This is a genomic window from Pseudoalteromonas sp. SIMBA_162 (assembly GCF_046535955.1).
Classification (GTDB): domain Bacteria; phylum Pseudomonadota; class Gammaproteobacteria; order Enterobacterales; family Alteromonadaceae; genus Pseudoalteromonas; species Pseudoalteromonas marina.
Genome location: NZ_JAWJBQ010000014.1, coordinates 29,102 through 48,672 on the forward strand (window position 1 = coordinate 29,102; position 19,571 = coordinate 48,672).

The following is a 19,571-nucleotide window of genomic DNA, read 5'->3' on the forward strand; positions in this document are numbered from 1 at the left end:
TTTTGTAAAATTTATTTCCCTTCAATTTACCTCAGCTGAGGATTAAGTTTTTATTCCTATTAATAAGCTTTATTAATAGGAATTTTTTTATCCATAGGCCGTAGGTGAGTTGAAGAAAGCTCTATTAGGAGTACGGATTAATGAAAAAAGTTATAGCGCTTTTCTTTGTAACACTATTATCAGCATGTAATGCCCAGCAAGACCAAGAAAGCTTGCTTGTTCAACCCAGTAACTTATTAGTTGAAGGTAAAGAACGCCCTTTAAATGTTCATAACCTTCGGCCGAAGCTATCTTGGCATTCAAATATTAAAAGCCAATCTTATTATCAAGTTCAGGTAAGCCGAGACAGTCAGTTCAATTTAAATTCCTTACTATGGGATAGCGGTAAGGTGAAAGCAAAGCAATCACTTAATATTGCATATTCAGGCCCAGCACTTGCAGCAAATGATACTGCTTTTTGGCGGGTACGCGTCTGGCAATCAGAACAAGTGAGTGAGTGGAGTCGTATTAGCTCATGGGAAATGGGATTGTTAACCAAAGATGATTGGCAAGCTCAGTGGCTACAAGTTGAAAAGCAAGAGATTACACCTGTTACACCGAGTGTAGAACAGTGGGCGCTCTATGCAACTGGTCTGAACCCTGAAGATTTATCAACTTTAACCAAGGATAAAACTAAAACCCAAGAGCTGGTTATTGAACAAGTTAAAGTACAACCTACAGCCAGTTTATTTCGCCATACTTTTAAAGCTGAAAGTGGTAAAAAAATAGTTAAAGCTAAGCTTCACAGTACTGCCGGTGGGTATTACGAAGTGTATCTTAATGGGCAGAGGGTTTCAGATCGTATTATGGACCCAGGACAAACTGATTTTGATAAGCGTATTCTTTACAACACTGATGAAGTGTCTAATTTTCTTTTACCGGGTGAAAACACTATTGCCGTTCACTTAGGAAGTGGCTGGTATGACGAAAACATTGCATTTAGTCGATGGAAAAATCCTGATGGTTCAGAAGATAAGCCATCCAAAACTCTTTCTTATGGCCAACCTAAATTTATTGCTCAATTAGAGTTAGCATTTGATGATGGCTCTACGCAATTAATCACTTCAAATAAACAGTGGCTCAGTCATCCGTCTGCAATAATAAAAGAAGGTATCTTTTCTGGTGAATTGTTTGATGCTAATAAAGTGCTAGCTGATTGGAATCTCAACACGAGTAATCTTGACAACTGGCAGCCTGTAGAAGTACTTAGCCAGTGGCCTACAGAAGAACTAGAGCCACAATTATTACCGCCTATTCGGGCTGTAAAAGAAATGACTGTACAAAAAATATTTCAACCTAAACCAGGTGTCTGGGTATTGGATTTTGGACAGAACTTTACTGGTGTACCTACTCTAAATCTTGATAAGTTGAACTTAGAAAAGGGAAGTCCAGTGTATCTTCGTTATGCTGAATGGGCTGATATAGATGGTAACATTAGCCAAAAAACAGGCGGTGGAGCACCACTATTAAAACAAGTGGATGGTTATATTGCTTCTGGTAATGATGCATCAACGTGGACACCAGAATTTTCTTGGCATGGCTTTCGTTATTTAGAAATAACAGGACTTAAACAAGCACCAGCTATTGATGCCATTAAAGCGCATTTAGTAAGAAGCGATGTTGAAATTGCGGGTACTTTTAAAAGCTCTAATGATTTAATTAACCGCATTCATGATATGGCGTTATGGAGTTATGAAAGTAATTTAATGGCTGTACCAATGGATTGCCCTATCAGAGAGCGTGCGGGCTGGACTGGTGATGCACATGCTGCGCTTATCACTGGTAACTATAATTATAATATGGACAACTTTTGGCAAAAGTATTTAGGTGACTTTAGTACGGCAACATTCCAAGCCCCTGCCGTGGTTCCAGGTAAGCGTACACACGGTGGCAATTTTGATTGGGCCGTTGCTGAGATAATTATTGCTTGGGAACATTACCGTCATCACGGTGACTTACAAGTACTACAGAGACAATTTGATAGTTTACTGGAGTATATGCAGCTAGCCGAAAGTAAATTAGATAATGGCTTATTACGTATAGGCTACGGTGATTGGTGTGATCCCGTTTTAAAACCGGGTATGGGTCGAAAACGCTGTAATCCACAGCACACTTCGCCAACAATTACGAGTTCAGCTTTACTTGCTCATGGCGCCGATCTAATGAGTAAAATAGCTGCTTTACTCAATGAGGCAGATAAATCACAACAATTTACTGACTTATTCCAAGCAATCAGTGCGCAGTTCAATAAAGAGTTTTATAACCCGCAGACCGGACATTATGGTAGTCAAACCGCGGATGCAATGGCGCTACGCTTTGGGATTGCGCCAGCTGATTTACGCCAATCAATCGCAGCTGCCTTAAATAAAGATGTGGTCGAGAAGTGGGGCGGTCATGGCTCTGTAGGTGCACTTGGTCAAACCTATTTGTATTTAGCATTAAGCGATTACGGCTATGCGGACACTGCTTTTAATATTTTTACTGCAGATGGTTACCCTGGCTACTCATTTCAATTTGAAAAACTTAACGCGACAACCCTTTGGGAGCGAAAAGGGGTTTTAGACCCAGATCTTGATCCAGAGCGGAGAAACGCCCCAGGTCGTTCATTAAACCATCCATTTCATAGCGGTTACGATGGATGGTTTTACGAAGGGCTTGGTGGGATCCGCCCGTTAGATGATAAAGCTGGCTTTCAGGAGTTTGAACTTCGCCCTGTCTTTCCAAAAGAACTCGAATGGGTTGATGTTACCTATCAAACGGGTTACGGAAAAATCAAAAGTAGCTGGGCGCAAAAAAATGGCGTTGTTAAATGGGATATACAAATACCCAATAACAGTAGCGCTTACGTAACTATTCCAAATGAACCAAAAAAACTCTACAAAGCAGGTGTCTACTCCTTTGAAATTAAAAATATTGTAGATACTGGTTCACATTGATATTGAATAGTTTGCTTATGTGGGTTTTTAGTTAAGCCCACTAAGTTAAATAAAGCATTAAGCAGAGTGCGAGCTTGTACATGCAAAGTGCTAATGAAATTCTATAGGTAACTTTTGCAACTATATGGTGCCAAGTATTCTTAAGTTCGAGCTCTGATCCGCGTAATTATTCCTGATAAGCAAACTAACCTCACCCTTATTAATGTAAGTAAAATGTAGCGAAGATATTTTTAGTTTGACATTATCAATCAAAATGAGTCAATATCAGTCAATAAGAGTGTTGTGTTCAGTCGATATTCAACAGGTGTACAGGCGTAATTGTAAGGCATGTCTGCTCAGTATTAAGTAGTGGCTGATTTTAAAAGAGGTATTAATGAGCAAAATAATTACTAAAAGTGCTTTGGCTGTTGCTGTATTACTGGCGTTACCGGCATGTGATGCGGTTGAAACGAATAGTAAGCAAGGTACTCTTTTAAATGAAGATGCTATGTTTTGTAGTGCCACACTTGATAAAGCCCAATTACAATTGGACGATTTCAGAAAAGCTTATACAAACCCAAATAAAATACCGACTTCTTTTAGTGACGGTAAAGTCAATTTCATTACCCCAATGGGGTGGACGAGTGGTTTTGTCGCTGGCAGCTTTTGGTATATGTATGAGCACAATCAAGATAAAAGCTGGTTAAATACCGCAGTTGAATGGACTAGTGCATTAGAAGATATGCGTTTTAATCGTAAAACTCATGATGTGGGTTTTATTATGAATAACAGCTTTGGTAATGGTGTAAGGCTAACCGGTGATAAAAGTTATACCCCTATTTTAGTAAGCACGGCTCAAACATTAATGGAGCGTTACAATCCCAAAATTGGTGCTACATTCTCATGGAGTTGGGGTGTATGGGAGTTTCCAGTCATTATTGATAACATGATGAATTTAGAGTTGTTATTCAATGCGTCAATTGCGACAGGGGATCAAACTTATTATGACGCCGCTGTTAGTCATGCGACAGTAACTATGAAGCATCACTTCAGGGGTGATTTTAGTTCATACCACTTAGTTAATTACAGCCGAAATACTGGACTGCCACTATCAAAACAAACCTTCCAAGGTATTACAGATGACTCATCTTGGTCACGAGGCCAAGCATGGGGGGCTTATGGCTATACAATGGTTTATCGCTACACAAAAGATGAAAAGTTTTTAAACCATGCACGTAATATTGTGAATTACATCCTTACTCACAAAAACATGCCTGAAGATCTAGTTCCGTATTTTGATTATAACGCGCCTGATGATCCGGAAATTAAAAACTATCGAGACTCGTCAGCAGCATCACTTCTTGCTAGTGGACTATTTGAGTTGGCAAGCTATGTTGAAAAAGAAGAGGCAGCACGTTACCGCAAAGCTGCTTTGACGATGTTAAGAAGCTTAAGCTCACCAGAATATCTCGCTGAAAAAGGCGACAATGGCCACTTTTTACTTAAACAAGCAACGGGCAATTATCCTGCTGGTAAAGAGCTAAATGCGGCGCTTAATTATGGCGATTATTATTATTTAGAAGCGCTTAATCGCTGTAAAAGCACAATTTAACTATGAATACCGCTTGCAACAATAAACACACAATAATTTAGGAACACCCGACAATGTCTGTAATCACCAGTAAAATAAAACGGGAAATACCAGTGCGCAATTTCTTGCACTCCAGCTTAGTCACGCCTTGTTTTATTCTTTTAATAACACTCATCGCATTTAGAGCGTCGGCAGAGGTAGAGCGCCCTTCGATTTGGGTAAAAAAATCTGAACGTCCAGAGATTTTAAATAAAATTAAAACAGAGCCTTGGGCAAAGTTATTATTTGAAGAGCTTAAACACCGTGTTGAACCAATCGCTGCACTTAATAAAGAAAAGCGTTTGAAACCGCTTGAAGAGCTGCCCTTAGTTTGGAATGAAGATAAGTTACAAGCACCTACGTTACCTCTATTTAGAGTAAAAGGCGGCGGTAGTAAAGAGCAGTTAACGCAAGTTATTAAAGCTTTGCAAGACGGTGTGGATTGTGGCGTGATGTATTATTTAACTCAGGAAGATAAATACGCCGCCTGTGGTGCTGACATTCTGAACACCTATACCAACGCATTAATGCTAATGAAGGTTCATAAAGAAGGCGCCATGAACTCAAGTTGGATGTTCCCGGGTGACCACCTATACGAAGCCCGTGTGATAGGTGCTCAATTACCTATTATTTATGATTTTGTTTATCCTTATTTAAAGTCTGGTGGCAAGGTTTACGACTTGCAATCAAACAGCTTAGTCGCGTTTGATTTTGACCAGGCGCAACAGGTTTTTAAAACCTATATTTGGTTAGCGCTTAATAAAGGTTTACTAGACTCAAACTGGCCAGTATTAGAGTCATCAAGCCTTGTACACAATATTTTGGCGTTAAATGACCCAGAGGAAATCGCTAAGTATTTACCGTACTATACACACTTAGATACTAAGCATCAGGCTTCACTAAAAACGGTAGCAAAAAAGTTTGAAAACGAAGGCGATATCTGGCCAGAGTCTTTTCAGTACTCTAAGCACGTAGCCGCTTTTTCGGTTTATCTAATGACGTTGCTCGACCGTTACGATCCAACGCTTAAACTAGGTAAAAAATATACTAATATTCCTGCGGCATTTACCTCGTACTACGACCTACAATACCCAAACAACGAATATCCTTACATTGGTGATGGCCATCGTACTTATAAACCAGAGTATTCGGCTTTAGAAATGTCATTGTTATTAGCTAAATTAAATAGTAACGAAAAACAAATAAATGACTTTAGTAATTATTTAGCCTCAAGCATTAATGCTGGCGTATATGATCGAGGACACCTTCATAACCGTTCTTACGGCCCAAGCCCATATTATACGCCCCTACAACTGCTATGGTCTGTAAAGGAAATACAAAGCAGCCAAGAGGTCGACGTAGCGCCACCTCGTCCTAGAACCAAACGTTTAGAATATGCGGGAATGAATATTCAACGTAATGTTAGTAAACAAGATCCCGTTAAAAACAGTTTAATGGCATTTGTGGCAGGGGGCTCTTATATTCATGGTCATGCTTCTGGTATGGACATGGAACTATATGGTCAAGGCCATGTTCTTGGCATTGACGGAGGTAAGGGCACTTACAGAACACCGATTCATGAAAATTATTATCGTTTATTTGCCGCACATAACTCAGTGATAAGTAATGGAGCATCTGCCTCTAGCGGTGATTGGATAAACTTAGGTATTAATCGCGTGCAGTCTATCGCTATGGAGCCTGCAGCCGGTGAAACTGGTGTCTCAGATAAATACTCGTTTAATATTTCATCTTTTTATGATGAATTTAATAAAGTTACCCCAGCTAATCATCAGCGTACATTAGCATTGATCAAACTCTCTGATACTAAAGGCTACTACCTAGATATCTTTAAAGCTAAAAGTGATTATGAGCAAGAGTTTCACGATTATGTTTACCACAACATAGGTGACAAAGTTGATATAACGACAAACTCAAAAAAAGTAAAATTAAAAGCAGATGCGCAGCGCTACCAAGCGGCAGCTAAAACCCCGTGGGTTAAACATAAAGATTATCAGCACCCAGGCTGGCACTATTTTGAAGATGTTAAAACGGCGTCAGTTTCATCACAGCAATTCGAGGCAACGTTTACGGCATCTAAATTGGGCGATAAATCAATCGCCATGCGAGCATTAATTCCTGCAGGGCTTGATATTGAGCTTACAACTGTAAACGCGCCAAAAGCTTATGGCGCGTCTGCGCCATACAACAAAAAGCCACTGCCCACGTTTTTAATGCGCCACCAAGGCGAAACGTGGAGTAACCCATTTACAGTGGCTTACGAATCAGTAACCGAAGGTGAAGACTATGCGTTAACTGCTGTAGAAAGGCTTTACGAAAAAGATCTATTTAAAGGTGTAAAAGTCAGCGCCACGGTCGATGGAAAGTCACTAACGCAATACATCATTGTGCAAGAAAATAGTAATGATAAATACGAAGACAAAGAGTTAGGTATTTACTTTGAAGGTCAATTTGCCGTTATAACTGTCGATGAGCAAAACAAATTGGTAGATATGTATATAGGCAAGGGTACTAATCTACAATTTAAAAAACAGACGCTTACAACCTTTTATAAAAATTCAGCCTACATGAAAATGTAATAATAGAGGTTTCATCCTCAATTTAAATTGAGTGTGGTTTATAAACCAACAATATAAACCATGCTCACTTACACTCGATATTTACTTACACATCACACCGAGACACACTATGCCATTATTCATACCCCTTAAAGCCTCAGTCGCAAATCGCATTAAAAAAGCAGTCGTTTTAAATTTAGTTATTGCCACCGGATTGTTAAATAGTGCTTGCTCTACAAATACGCCAGTCAAACAAAACACCGCGTTTTTGGATGAGCGCGCTGCATTAATAAAAAAATATTCAGCAACAGATAACGTATTTTCAACTCTGCAAAATCAAGTCGACCCAAATGATCCGCAAAGCAGTGAATATTGGCGTTGGAGAATTGATCAATACTTATATGGTTCTTACCCTGATTATCAAGCTATTTATGATAAATACACAAAAGGAAAATCGTTTCACCAAATTTACAACCTACCACCTGAAAACCTAGGCCCTAAAAAGGCTCTACCAGCATCGTTACCAAAACTACCTGAAGGTTATTTTACCGACAACCTTCAAGGAAACCCACACACCGGCTGGCACGATGTCATTGGTGATAAAGTATTTATTACGTATCAAGGGCATTTAACCGACCCTTACATAGCCAGTTACGATCTTAAAAATCATCAATGGGAAGGGCCTTATAAAGCCGCTGAAAGCACGCTTTCAAAAGGTGATAGAAAAATAGATAGCCACGGGCGGCCAATACTAGAACAAGACAGTAAAGGTCACTTTCATATTATTTATGGCGGCCACGGCGGAGAACGTGAAGACGGTTTAAATCCGCTTTCAATCGACACCCCTCATGCCGGTGGAAGAATGCTTCATGTTATGTCAGAGAAACCAAATGACATGAGCAAGTTTGTTTATGTAAACGACATAACTCCGTTTGCATCGTATACCGCCAGTGAAAAAATGGCCAACGGCGACATTTACCTATTTACCCGCACAGGAACGCATAAATCACCTTGGGTATATTACAAAATGCCAAGTGGTGCACAAACGTTTGATAAACCGGTCATCATTACAGCACCCACACCGCAAGAGCACAATCCAATAAACGTCGATACGTTTTATATTACCCCAAAGAAAGTGTCTGATACTGAAATCGCTATTAGTTCATTGTGGCATGAATGCAACTTTCTTGAGGAGCACAACAAAACTAATTACGGGCGTATTAACTCATATTACATGAAGCTAGATACCACTACAGATACGTTTTATAACGCACAAAATGAAAAGTTAGCGTTACCTATAACGTTAGCGAAAGCAAACGAAAAAACACTGGCTTTTGACTCCACACAACGAGAAGAAACACCTTTTAGTACCGTTCCTGTGGTGTTAGAAAATAATGCCCCTGCGGTTGCGTATCAAGCGCGCACTAAAAGTTACAGAGAGTGGCGTGTCACGTCGTTTGAAAACGGCCAATGGAAACACAGCCAACCTATGCCTGGTGCAGCTAACAGAACCTTGACCGATAATAAAAACATCACGATCACCAATATTTTAAAGCTTGAAGTATTAAGCCAAGAGCAAAACCAATACACAGCCGCAGTTAGTTTTAAAGACGCCAAAGGCCAATCTATTTTTGCTACAGCAAAAAGTAACGATGGTCAAAATTGGCGTATTGATAAAACTCATTTAAGCTCTGCAAAATCAAGAATCGAAATGAACGTTGTAAAAAAAGAGCAGGGTAACGCCATCGCTGTTTTACTCAATGTTAAAAAAGGTTCATCGCAACGTTTATACCTATGGAGTGAAGGTAAGTTCCGTCCACACTAATTACGACTCTTTATTTACAGAGGATGTATAAGTTGTATTCATCCTCTTTGTTTGTATAAGACGACAGTGTTGTGCATTAAAAAATACAGGATAATAACAATGAAAAATATTATTAAAAACAGCAAGCTAGTTTACAGTTTTATACTGATAATGAGCGCGTTGTGTAAACCAATGTATTGGTTTAGCTAATTGATATTTCCCTTACCGTCACAGAAATAGCCAACATAAATCCATAAAAGTTGATGGATTGATGTCCTAAAACAGCTCAAGTCGTGTGCATTGTGCTGACAGGTTTAGCTGCTTGGTAAAGCAGCTAATACCAAGCAAAGTAAAAATAAGAGAATAACGATGAAAGTATTATTGACCTGTTTTAGTTCATTAATAAAAGTAAGCCTAATTTTGCTGCTCATCAGCCGCTCTGTGGCGGCAAGGGAACAATCCCAAATATCAGCACCTATCACAGCCACAGAGAAAAAAAGCGAACCAACAAGTAAAGAAAGCCAATTCAAAAAAATGAATAACGCAGCATGGCAACAACTTTTATTCGATCGCGGTGATAAAGACTGGAGAGAACATTGGCTGGTAGACGGCTTAGTTGGCACTATTGAAAACACACCTGAAGGCATGCATGTAAAAGCTGGACCAGAAGCGAAAAATCACTCTCACCACCTTGTGGTTTGGACAAAAAAAAGTTTCTCTGGCGATATCAAAATTGATTATGAATACACCCGCACTGATAACCAAGTACGTTACGTCAGCATTTTATATTTACTCGCGACAGGTGAAGGTACTGAAGGCTTTGACAAAGATATTACGAACTGGGCTGATTATCGGCAAGAGCCATATATGCGCCACTATTTTGATAATATGAACGCTTACCATATTAGTTATGCCGCTTTTGGTATGAATAACAGCGACGCTGATAATGATTATGTTCGTGCCCGTCGTTATACACCGCTTGAGAATAAAGGCTTAAAAGGCACAGCGCTAGCTGGCGATGACTTTAATACTGGCTTTTTTAAAGTCAGTGTCCCTCATCACATCACGGTCATTAAAAAGGGTGATGATTTGTGGATGAAGTTGGCGAATGACGAGCAAAGCAAAGTTTACTACTGGGATACAACTAGTCACCCTGAAATTACCGAAGGCCATATTGGGTTACGTCATATGTTTACTCGTAGTGCCATCTATAAAAACTTTACTATTTCAACCTTGACTGAAAAATAATCTTAAGGAAATGTTTATGTTCACAATCAAAAAGCTTTTATGGCCAATTGTGTTAACAGGTCTACTCTCCGCTTGTTATTCTCAAAAAGCGACTAACACAATACAAAGCGAAAGCATTAATACTGCCAAGCCTGATCAACATAATATCGTGATGATCATTGTTGATGATTTACGTCCAGTATTAGGTGCCTATGGCGATAAAAATGCCTATAGTCCTAATATTGATGCTTTAGCAAAACAAGGGATCACATTTAAGCAGGCTTATGCCAACGTGCCCGTATGTGGCGCCTCGCGTGCAAGCATGTTAACTGGCCTTAGGCCCACTAAAAATCGCTTTATTGATTACAAAGCTAAAGCTGAAGAAGATGCCCCAGGCGCAAAGTCCCTACCTCAAGTACTCAAAGAGTCGGGCTATTACACAATGGGAATTGGAAAAATTTTCCACAATGGTAAAGATTTAGTCGAAGAGAGTTGGAGTGAAAAGTTGCAATCCTCTGGTTTACCGCACGCAACCCGCTTAAATCCTGAATCAGAAATATTTTTAAAAGCCAATAAGAAAAACCCTAAGCAGCCTAAGGGTCCTTGGTATGAAATTGCCGATGTAGCAGATGAAGATTACCCTGATGGTAAAGTAAAGCAAAAAGCACTAACCGCACTTGAAAAATTAGCCAATAGAAAACAGCCGTTTTTCTTAAGTGTTGGTTTTATTCGTCCCCACTTACCTTTTTATGCCCCAAAAAAATACTACGACTTACACCCTGAAACTAAATTTGAGCCATTTTTTCATCAGGAGTACCCTAAAAATGCTCCTAAATCACTGAAAGGTTCAGGTGAGATCCATAGTTATCACTTTAAAGAGTACGAGTACAATAGTGATAAATTTCATACAGCTTCACTGCGAGGTTATTACGCTTCAGTAAGTTATATTGACGCATTAGTGGGCGATCTCGTTAAACAGATAGACCAATTGGGCTTGCGAGATAACACCACGATTATTTTTACCAGTGATCATGGCTTCCATTTAGGTGAGCATAATTTTTGGACAAAGCACACTATGCTCGATACCGCATTACGTGTCCCACTAATTATTGCAGGACCCAGCATCAAGGAAAATATGAACACTGATGCGTTAGTTGAGTTACTCGATATCTTCCCGACTGTTGCTGAGATTACTCAGGTTACCCCACCAGTTAATATAGCTGGAAAAAGCTTTACTGCGGTACTTAAAACGCCTTCACTTAACCATAAAAGGCACATATATAGCCGATTTAAAGCGGGGGATTCAGTCGTCACTGAGGATTTTATTTTTACTTCGTATCAAGCTGAAAACAGTCAAATAGAAGAGATGCTGTTTGACTTGAAAAAAGATCCTCATGAAACTGTTAATGTGGTTAATCAAGCCGAATATCAAGCACAAGTGGCGGAGTTGAGGGCTAAATTAGCGGTATGTATGGAGCAAGAGCAGTGCCAAACGCAATAATAAAATTTGTATATAGATATTGAGAATGAAAAAACAAATATCAAAGCCTGTATTGGCACTGTCGCTGCTTTATCTTCTAAGTTGCTGTCAAAGTACTCCCCCTGAGGCCGTTTGAATACTTTGCTGACAATGCGCTTAGTGAGCCTCTAGCCATTGTTCAACATCTAGCTGCTTACCTAGTACTGTTTACTTACCCTTATGTAGCAGCGTATAACTACAATACAAAACAGTGGCAAGGTCCTTTCCAAGTTGGAGAAAGTGACCTTGTCTCATGAATAAAAAGAAACCTGAAAATCACGGTAAACCGGCCGAAACAACTGCTTCTTGTTTAAATTCGGTTGTACAAGTTTTGTTTTTTCGTTTTGTCATTTAACACCTCAATATTAGAACATTTTCCATTATTAAAGTGCCCTATTCAATTAAACCAGTTCATTATAAGGTGGATCTTTTATTTCGGAAATTACTATGCTCGGTTATTCAGGTTTTGTAGTTATTATCTATAAAATTAACAACTATTTGCACCCAGCTAGGAAGTCTAATCGCCGCTAACTGATTTCTTATTTTACTTAGCGCTTTAAAACTGCTCTATTATTTCAAAAATTCTAGTTGAAGTAACATAAACGGTTTAATGAGCTTTTCTTCGCTCTTTATATGTTAATTTCTACTTAAACAAATGATACACTAAAGTCAAATTCACTCACCAAGGTGTAAAACCAATCATGAAAATAGCATTAATGTTTGAAAATAGCCAAGCGGCTAAAAATCCAATTATTTTAAACGAACTTGAAAGTGTTGCCTTACCGTTGGAACACAGTGTGTTTAACGTGGGTATGAATAGCGAAAACGATCATCACCTGACGTATGTTCATTTAGGCATTATGGCGGGGATTTTACTGAACGCTAAAGCCGTTGATTTTGTATTTGCAGGATGTGGCACTGGCCAAGGTGCGATGATGTCGTTAAATGCTCATGATGGTGTTTTCTGCGGCTATTGTATTGACCCTTCAGATGCCTTTTTGTTTAACCAAGTGAATAACGGTAACGCATTAGCACTGCCGTTTGCTAAAGGATTTGGTTGGGGTGCTGAGTTAAACGCGCGTTATATTTTTGAAAAAGCACTTACCGGTGAGCGCGGTGCGGGTTACCCTGTTGAGCGCAGGGAGCCTCAGGTGAGAAACGCATCAATTTTAACGCAAGTAAAGTCAGCCTTAGTTAGTCGCAGCTATGTTGATTCATTAAAAAACCTTGATCAAGAATTAGTTAAAACCGCAGTTTCGGGTGAGCGTTTTCATGCATGTTTATTTGAAAACGGCCTAGATCAAGACCTTATTGATTATGTTAAGTCATTATTAGCTTAATAACTGACTCGCATTCGGAGAATTGTCAGTAAGTAATATCCCTTGAGTTACTATTAACTTAAGGGTTATTACTTATAAAGTTTGAACATCACAACCACTTGCTGCCGATTTTAGCTGGTGCTATCCCTCAGAATACCTTTGCGTTAATTGAAACTACCTTGTTTATTTTCTCTCTTTTTACCGTTTGTTTAACAGTCACGTACTTCTAAGTGAAATAGAGTTAAATCTATTTTCAAAGATTAATGTTGATAGTTTGTTAGTTTATTAAATTTCATTTACAATCATTTTTACTCATATTAAGTCGTTATGCATAATTGTTCTTATCTTGATGATTTACAGAGACGAACAGGGTGTTCAAAAATCCCTTAATAGAAAGTAGCGATTACAAATTACCGACTTTATCAAGATAGAGAAACAAATAATGAAAAAACTATTACTGCCTTTGATTATTTTAAGCACTTTTTTGAGTGTAGCTTGTAGTCAAAGCACAACACGTATTGAAGGTAAAACGAAAGAGAGTGCCTCAAATCAATCAATAAAAGGCAAATTTGAAGCTCTTAACCCGCCTATAGGTCGTTTGGCCGTAGTCATAGATGGTAATTCCCCTGATCCCGATGATATTGGTGCTACACCTGTTATGTTGGCGCTTATACAAAACACTGGGTTATCTAGCCGACTTGTTCATTTATCTCACTCTTGCGATTTAGACCCTTTTAGAAACAAAGCGCGGTATCAAATTGATGCCGAAAATGAAATGCGTCGGCAAAATAAACTAGATGAATTAAGTGCTAGAGGTATCGATTTATTTGGACCATTTAACAATTTACGTGATTTTTATAATTGCCGAGTTGATCAAGCAGGAGCAACACAAGATTTAGTCGATGCAATCAACGCATCATCTATTGATAATCCGCTTTGGATAGTTGAAGCAGGTGAGCCCGACCTTATAGGCTATGCATTGGAAGCTGCACAAAAAAATAAGGTGCAACATGTTCACGTGGTGTCTCATCACCCTGCAAATGACAATAGCGGTGACTTTTTTACTTGGCAGCAAATTCTAGACTTTGGTGTAAGAGAGCATCAAATAGGAGATCAGAATGTGGGGCTTCAGGGGCCAATAGCTGATTGGGACTGGGCCAAAAACCATTCAGATAGCGGTATTGCATTTATTTGGGAAATGATGGCCTATGCTGAGAAAGACGGTGTTGTTCCATTTCAAACTAATAAATTTGATTGCTCTGATGCAGGAATGATTTATTGGTGGATAACGGGCGCTGATAATGGCGGTAATAAGCACTCAACACCAAAAGAGATAAAAGAAGTTTTACTGCTTAATGCGGTAAATAGGGGCTAAAAATTTGAGACTATTAAACACGAAATTAGCCCTTTATCTACCGATTATTGTAGCCAGCTTTGCAGCTTCAACAACCAATATTAATGCGATGCAGAATTATTATGAAGATTCAGGCTTCGTGGTTATAGAAGCAGAAAAATTTTCAACTCAGCACTTAGATGCTAAGAGGCGATGGTTGGTGTTTTCAAAAAATACGCCAGTTCATAATTTCGCTGATGCAGACCAAGCCCATTATCATGACGCTAGCAACGGGTCTTATATTGAAATACTACCTGATACCCGCAGTAACCATCACGAAGCGTTAGTTAGACATGAGAACTTCACAAATAAAGCCGGCACAATGGCTGTGCTTAGCTATCCGGTTTACTTTGAAACGCCTGGGAAATATTACGTTTGGGCAAGAGCATACAGCACCGGAAGTGAAGATAATGGCCTGCATTTAGGTATAAATGGGCAATGGCCAGAATCTGCACAGCGCTTGCAACTATGTGAGGGTAAACATGCATGGACATGGTCTTCTGCTCAACGAGTAAACACGAATCATTGTGGTACTCCCAACACCATTTATATCGAGATACCACGCAAAGGTGTTCATACCATTATGGTATCAATGCGTGAGGATGGCTTTGAGCTTGATAAATTACTCCTAACGAAAGAAAAGGGCTATATACCTGTAGGTAAAGATAAGCCAGAAACACTGAATAAACCTAAACAATTACAAGAAAAAACTCAGTTATTAAAGGTAACGGACTACACCCGGATTCTATACGCAGTGGACGATTTTACCATTGAAAATACGGGCGAAATTCCCTATTACCAGCATAAAGCAGAGAATGCCTTGGCAATAAATGCGGTGAACACTACTTACCGTAATAAGTTTGCACACGCAGAATATATTGTGCAGGCCAAAGACGTTGGCAGCCATACTCTTGACTTGGTCACACTAGCAGAAACAGACGGTGAATCGACTTATATTGTTTCAATAAATAATAAAAAAATTGGCGAGTTTACTAATCCAGAAACGAGTGATGATTACGAAGAAATATACTTTAGCATGAAGAGTGTTGAACTCGCTAAAGACGATATTATACGAGTTTCCTCTAAAGCAGTCACAAATGGCAAAATTCCTGAGAACGGAGGTACCGCATTTGCCAGAGGACGATGGCGAGCGCTGGTGTTTAGCAGAAATGATTAATGAATCGCTATTCTGACCATACAAAAATACAAAGAGGTGGCATATGTGTTGTATGAGTTTTGGTTACAAGCAAGTTTGGATGTGGATATTGTTATGTTGCGCTTGTAGTTCACAGGCAGTGGAAGGCGGGATTGCAAAGCATGACGTGTCTAACAAACCCAATATTTTATGGCTAGTAGTTGAGGATATGAGCCCTATTATTGAGCCCTATGGTGATAATACTATAAAAACTCCCTCCATTACTCAACTTGCAAATGAAGGGGTGACTTATACGAATGTGTATTCAACTTCAGGTGTGTGTTCGCCAAGCAGAGCAGCTATAGCGCTGGGAATGTATCCTTCTTCGGTTGGTGCAAATAATATGCGAACAACCTCTAATACTGAGCAAACAGGTTTGCCAAAATATGAGGCTGTACCCCCTGAAAATGCGAAAATGCTTAGTCAATACCTTCGCGAGGAAGGCTACTACACAACAAATAACTTAAAAACTGATTACCAATTCAAAGCGCCAAAAGCAGCATGGGATGAAAGTGGGCCTTTCGCTCATTGGCGTAATAGAAAGCCCGGGCAGCCCTTTTATGCCGTTGTTAACTTTACCACCACACACGAATCTGGATTATTTGAACCTTATGGGTTTAGAAAAATAGAATCTCGGCACTACTTTTCTGACAATAGAAAGAAAATTGCAAAACTACCACAACATCATGCTGAAAAATCATCTGAGGCGAATACACCTGAGCATGTGCCTAAAGATCTTGATTTCCCTATTCCGCCATATTTGCCTGATACTCCTCTTGTTAGGCGCGACCTATGGAAAATGTATAATAATCTTGCAGAAGCCGATAAACAGATTGCTGCGGTATTACAGCAATTAAAAGACGATGGCTTATACGATAATACTATTATTATGTTTTACTCAGACCACGGCGGACCTTTACCAAGGCAAAAGCGGTTAATTTACGATAGCGGCCTCAAGGTCCCTTTTATAGTTCGTTACCCCAATGCAAAGCATGCAGGCAAAAAAAATGACGAGCTGGTTAGCTTTGTTGATTTTGCCCCAACGCTTTTGAACCTAGCTGGTATAGATAAGCCCGTGCATATGCATGGGAGAAGCTTTTTAGGTAAACAACAAACTGCAAAACGTGAATACATCCATGCTGCAGCAGATAGGTTTGATGGTTTTACAGATGTAATAAGGGCTGTTAAAAATAAGCGCTTTAAATACATTAGAAATTACCGTCCAGAACAAGGTTATTATTTGCCAGTAGTCTATCGAGAAAAAATACCTACCATGCAGGAGCTATTACGTTTACGAGATGCAGAGCAACTTACACCGGCACAAGCTTTATGGTTTAGAGGTAAAAAAGACCCTGAAGAATTCTTTGATTTAGCCAATGATCCTCATGAGTTAAATAATATTATTACCGACCCCAGCTATAAAAAAGTGGTCGCTGAGCTTAGTGCAGAAATGGACCGTTGGTTAAGAGAAATTAACGATGAACCACGGCTTGCGGAATCCCAACTTATTAAACAATTGTGGGCGGGAAGTGAATTACAGCCAGTAACCGCAAAGCCACAATTTAAAATCAGTAATGGCATAATACACATAAGTAGCCCAACGCCTGGTGCGGTGATTTCTTATCAATTAGGTAACATCACCCCTCCTGAATTATGGCAATTATACAAAGGGCCCTTTAAATTAGATCAAGCAACATCGGTGAAAGCCGTTGCTCATAGAATTGGTTTTAGTGAAAGCGATAGCGTTATTTACGACCCTGATAAAATTAATTACTCACAATACTAGTAGCGTTTTAAAGCAGAAAAATAATGATAAAAATATTCAAGATTATAGTAGTTGTAACGCTTTTGATGAGCAGCTTTTTTTCTATTGCTAATGAGGAGTGTTCTTCATGTCATAGCAAGGAGGTGTCTGATTGGCAGCAGTCTCACCATGCAGGTGCAATGGCCCAAGCAACATCAGATAAAGTATTAGGTGACTTTAATAGTGTAATTGTTGAACATTTCTCTCAAAAAGCATTGTTTTACACTAAAGATAATGAGTTTTTAATCGATTTAACTGAGAACAATACTAAGCAGACTTATAAAGTAAGTTATGTATTTGGTTTTACCCCACTTCAGCAATACCTTATTGAAGTAGAGCAGGGGAAATACCAAGTGTTCCCTTTTGCTTGGGATAGTCGCGATACCAAAGATGGTGGGCAGCGCTGGTATGCAAATTATGAAACTGAAGATGTAAAACCAAATGATCGTTTGCATTGGTTACAGCCTTTACAAAATTGGAATGGGATGTGTGCAGATTGTCATTCTGATAATTTACAGCGTAATTATGATGTAGAAAAAGATGTGTTTGATACGCACTTTTCAAATATAAATGTGGGATGTGCTTCTTGCCATGCTGACCTATCAAAAGATCACAAAACTAACCCGTTACCAAAAACAAATAAGGTGAAACCGACCAATATGTCTGGTTGGAAAATAACGGATAAAAGCAACATTGCTACTTGGCAGGGTGCTAAACGTGATAACAGCTTTATGGAAGCCTGTTATGCCTGTCATTCATTGCGCAGTCCACTAACAGACGGGTTTAGTAGTGATAAGCATTTTTTAGATCAATTCAGCCCCTCTTTCTTAGAGCCAAATTTGTATCATGCTGATGGCCAAATAAAGGAAGAGGTTTATGTATTTGGCTCTTTTAAGCAAAGTAAAATGTATGAAGCCGGTGTAAATTGCCTGGATTGTCATGACAAACACACGATGAAAATTAAATCACAAACGAATGGCCTTTGCCTTCAATGTCATAAAAGTAGTGAATATGATGTGCCCAAGCACCACCGGCATAAGCAAGCGTCGCAAGGTAGCCAATGTGTAAATTGTCATATGCCTACTAATAGGTATATGGGGGTAGATGATAGAAGAGATCATAGTTTTAAAATCCCGCGCCCTGATATTTCTATCATTTATGATACGCCTAATGCGTGTACTCAGTGTCACGATGATAAAACAAATGAATGGGCTAACACTGCGCTAGAAAGCTGGCATGGCAAGGCCGCTCCGTTGTCTAACAAAGAGCATGCAATGTTAGCACTTCGATCGGCCAATAGTGTGCCGTTAAATATTCACCTTGGATTGATTAATGATACTTCATTGAGTGAAATTGATAGAGCAAGTGCAATTACTTATTTGGCAAGCACTGGTTCAGTAATAGATGATGCAATTATATCTAGGTGGGTAAACTCGCCACTGCCACTTATACGATTAGCGATTGCTAAAATAGGCTATATGCTGCCTGAAAGTGAACGTTTTAAAAGTTACAGCAAGTTGTTAACAGATAAATTTAAGGCGGTTAGGGTTGCCGCCGCACAAAATCTGAGTTATCAAAATAATCCGTCGGGCGAGCTCAGCGGGGCTATTGTTGAGCTGGCACAGTCCAATAAAGTTAACTCTTGGCGTGGAGAAGGTCATATTAATCAAAGTATGCTCGCATTAAATAAGCGAGATGTTACATCGGCAATTAGGTATTTAAAAAAAGGTATTGATGTAGACCCATATTTTGATCCTAACTATGTAAATTTGTCTGATATTTATTTTCGTCAAGGGAGTCAAGAAAAAATGCAGGCTGTGCTTGATCAAGGGTTGGCTGCAATACCTAATTCTGCTGCATTAAATTATGCAAATGGAATGGCAAAAATAAGAAGTAATAAAAAAGTTGAAGCAATAGAGTATTTTAAAAAGTCGATGGAGCTTGAACCTAACAATATGCAATACGCATATTTATATTACCTAGCCTTAGATAATGCCGGTTTAACTGCCAAAGCGCTTGATGAGTTAAAACAAAATCTAAGAAAATATAGTAACGCCCGTCAACTTATGGAGCTTGCAAATAGTTTTGAAGGTAAATTAAGGTAACTCATTTCGTTGTTAACTTCACTAAATAGCGCTTGCTAAACAAGC

The 19,571-nt window shown here is 39.1% G+C and carries 11 protein-coding genes; all 11 read left to right on the forward strand.

Annotated features, from left to right (window positions below):
- Positions 1-140: 140 nt before the first annotated feature.
- The 11 genes from R0J88_RS11525 (at position 141) to R0J88_RS11575 (ending at position 19,526) form a co-directional block, all read left to right on the forward strand.
- Positions 141-2,975, forward strand: a complete 2,835-nt coding sequence (locus R0J88_RS11525; RefSeq protein ID WP_410899959.1) for a family 78 glycoside hydrolase catalytic domain — start codon at positions 141-143, stop codon at positions 2,973-2,975.
- 373 nt (positions 2,976-3,348) lie between these two features.
- Positions 3,349-4,566 (forward strand): glycoside hydrolase family 88 protein, encoded by a 1,218-nt coding sequence (locus R0J88_RS11530; protein WP_410899960.1) that lies wholly within the window; start codon positions 3,349-3,351, stop codon positions 4,564-4,566.
- Positions 4,567-4,619: 53 nt separating this feature from the next.
- Positions 4,620-7,181 (forward strand): heparinase II/III family protein, encoded by a 2,562-nt coding sequence (locus tag R0J88_RS11535; protein ID WP_410899961.1) that lies wholly within the window; start codon positions 4,620-4,622, stop codon positions 7,179-7,181.
- A 109-nt stretch (positions 7,182-7,290) separates the two neighbouring features.
- Positions 7,291-8,985, forward strand: a complete 1,695-nt coding sequence (locus R0J88_RS11540; protein WP_410899962.1) for a hypothetical protein — start codon at positions 7,291-7,293, stop codon at positions 8,983-8,985.
- A 348-nt stretch (positions 8,986-9,333) separates the two neighbouring features.
- The gene (locus tag R0J88_RS11545) at positions 9,334-10,212 is read left to right on the forward strand and encodes a DUF1961 family protein (RefSeq protein WP_410899963.1); all 879 of its coding nucleotides are present in this window, start codon (positions 9,334-9,336) and stop codon (positions 10,210-10,212) included.
- Between the two features lie 16 nt (positions 10,213-10,228).
- Positions 10,229-11,692, forward strand: a complete 1,464-nt coding sequence (locus tag R0J88_RS11550) for a sulfatase (RefSeq protein WP_410899964.1) — start codon at positions 10,229-10,231, stop codon at positions 11,690-11,692.
- A 719-nt stretch (positions 11,693-12,411) separates the two neighbouring features.
- On the forward strand, positions 12,412-13,050 hold the full coding sequence (locus R0J88_RS11555) for an RpiB/LacA/LacB family sugar-phosphate isomerase (RefSeq protein WP_410899965.1): 639 nt from the start codon (positions 12,412-12,414) through the stop codon (positions 13,048-13,050).
- A gap of 421 nt (positions 13,051-13,471) precedes the next feature.
- Positions 13,472-14,404, forward strand: a complete 933-nt coding sequence (locus R0J88_RS11560) for a hypothetical protein (protein ID WP_410899966.1) — start codon at positions 13,472-13,474, stop codon at positions 14,402-14,404.
- A gap of 4 nt (positions 14,405-14,408) precedes the next feature.
- Entirely contained in the window at positions 14,409-15,599 is a 1,191-nt protein-coding gene (locus R0J88_RS11565) for a hypothetical protein (protein ID WP_410899967.1), read from the forward strand.
- Between the two features lie 52 nt (positions 15,600-15,651).
- Positions 15,652-17,403 (forward strand): sulfatase-like hydrolase/transferase, encoded by a 1,752-nt coding sequence (locus R0J88_RS11570; RefSeq protein ID WP_410899968.1) that lies wholly within the window; start codon positions 15,652-15,654, stop codon positions 17,401-17,403.
- Between the two features lie 23 nt (positions 17,404-17,426).
- Complete coding sequence (locus R0J88_RS11575) at positions 17,427-19,526, forward strand: multiheme c-type cytochrome (RefSeq protein WP_410899969.1); 2,100 nt, start codon at positions 17,427-17,429, stop codon at positions 19,524-19,526.
- The last annotated feature ends 45 nt before the right edge of the window (positions 19,527-19,571 follow it).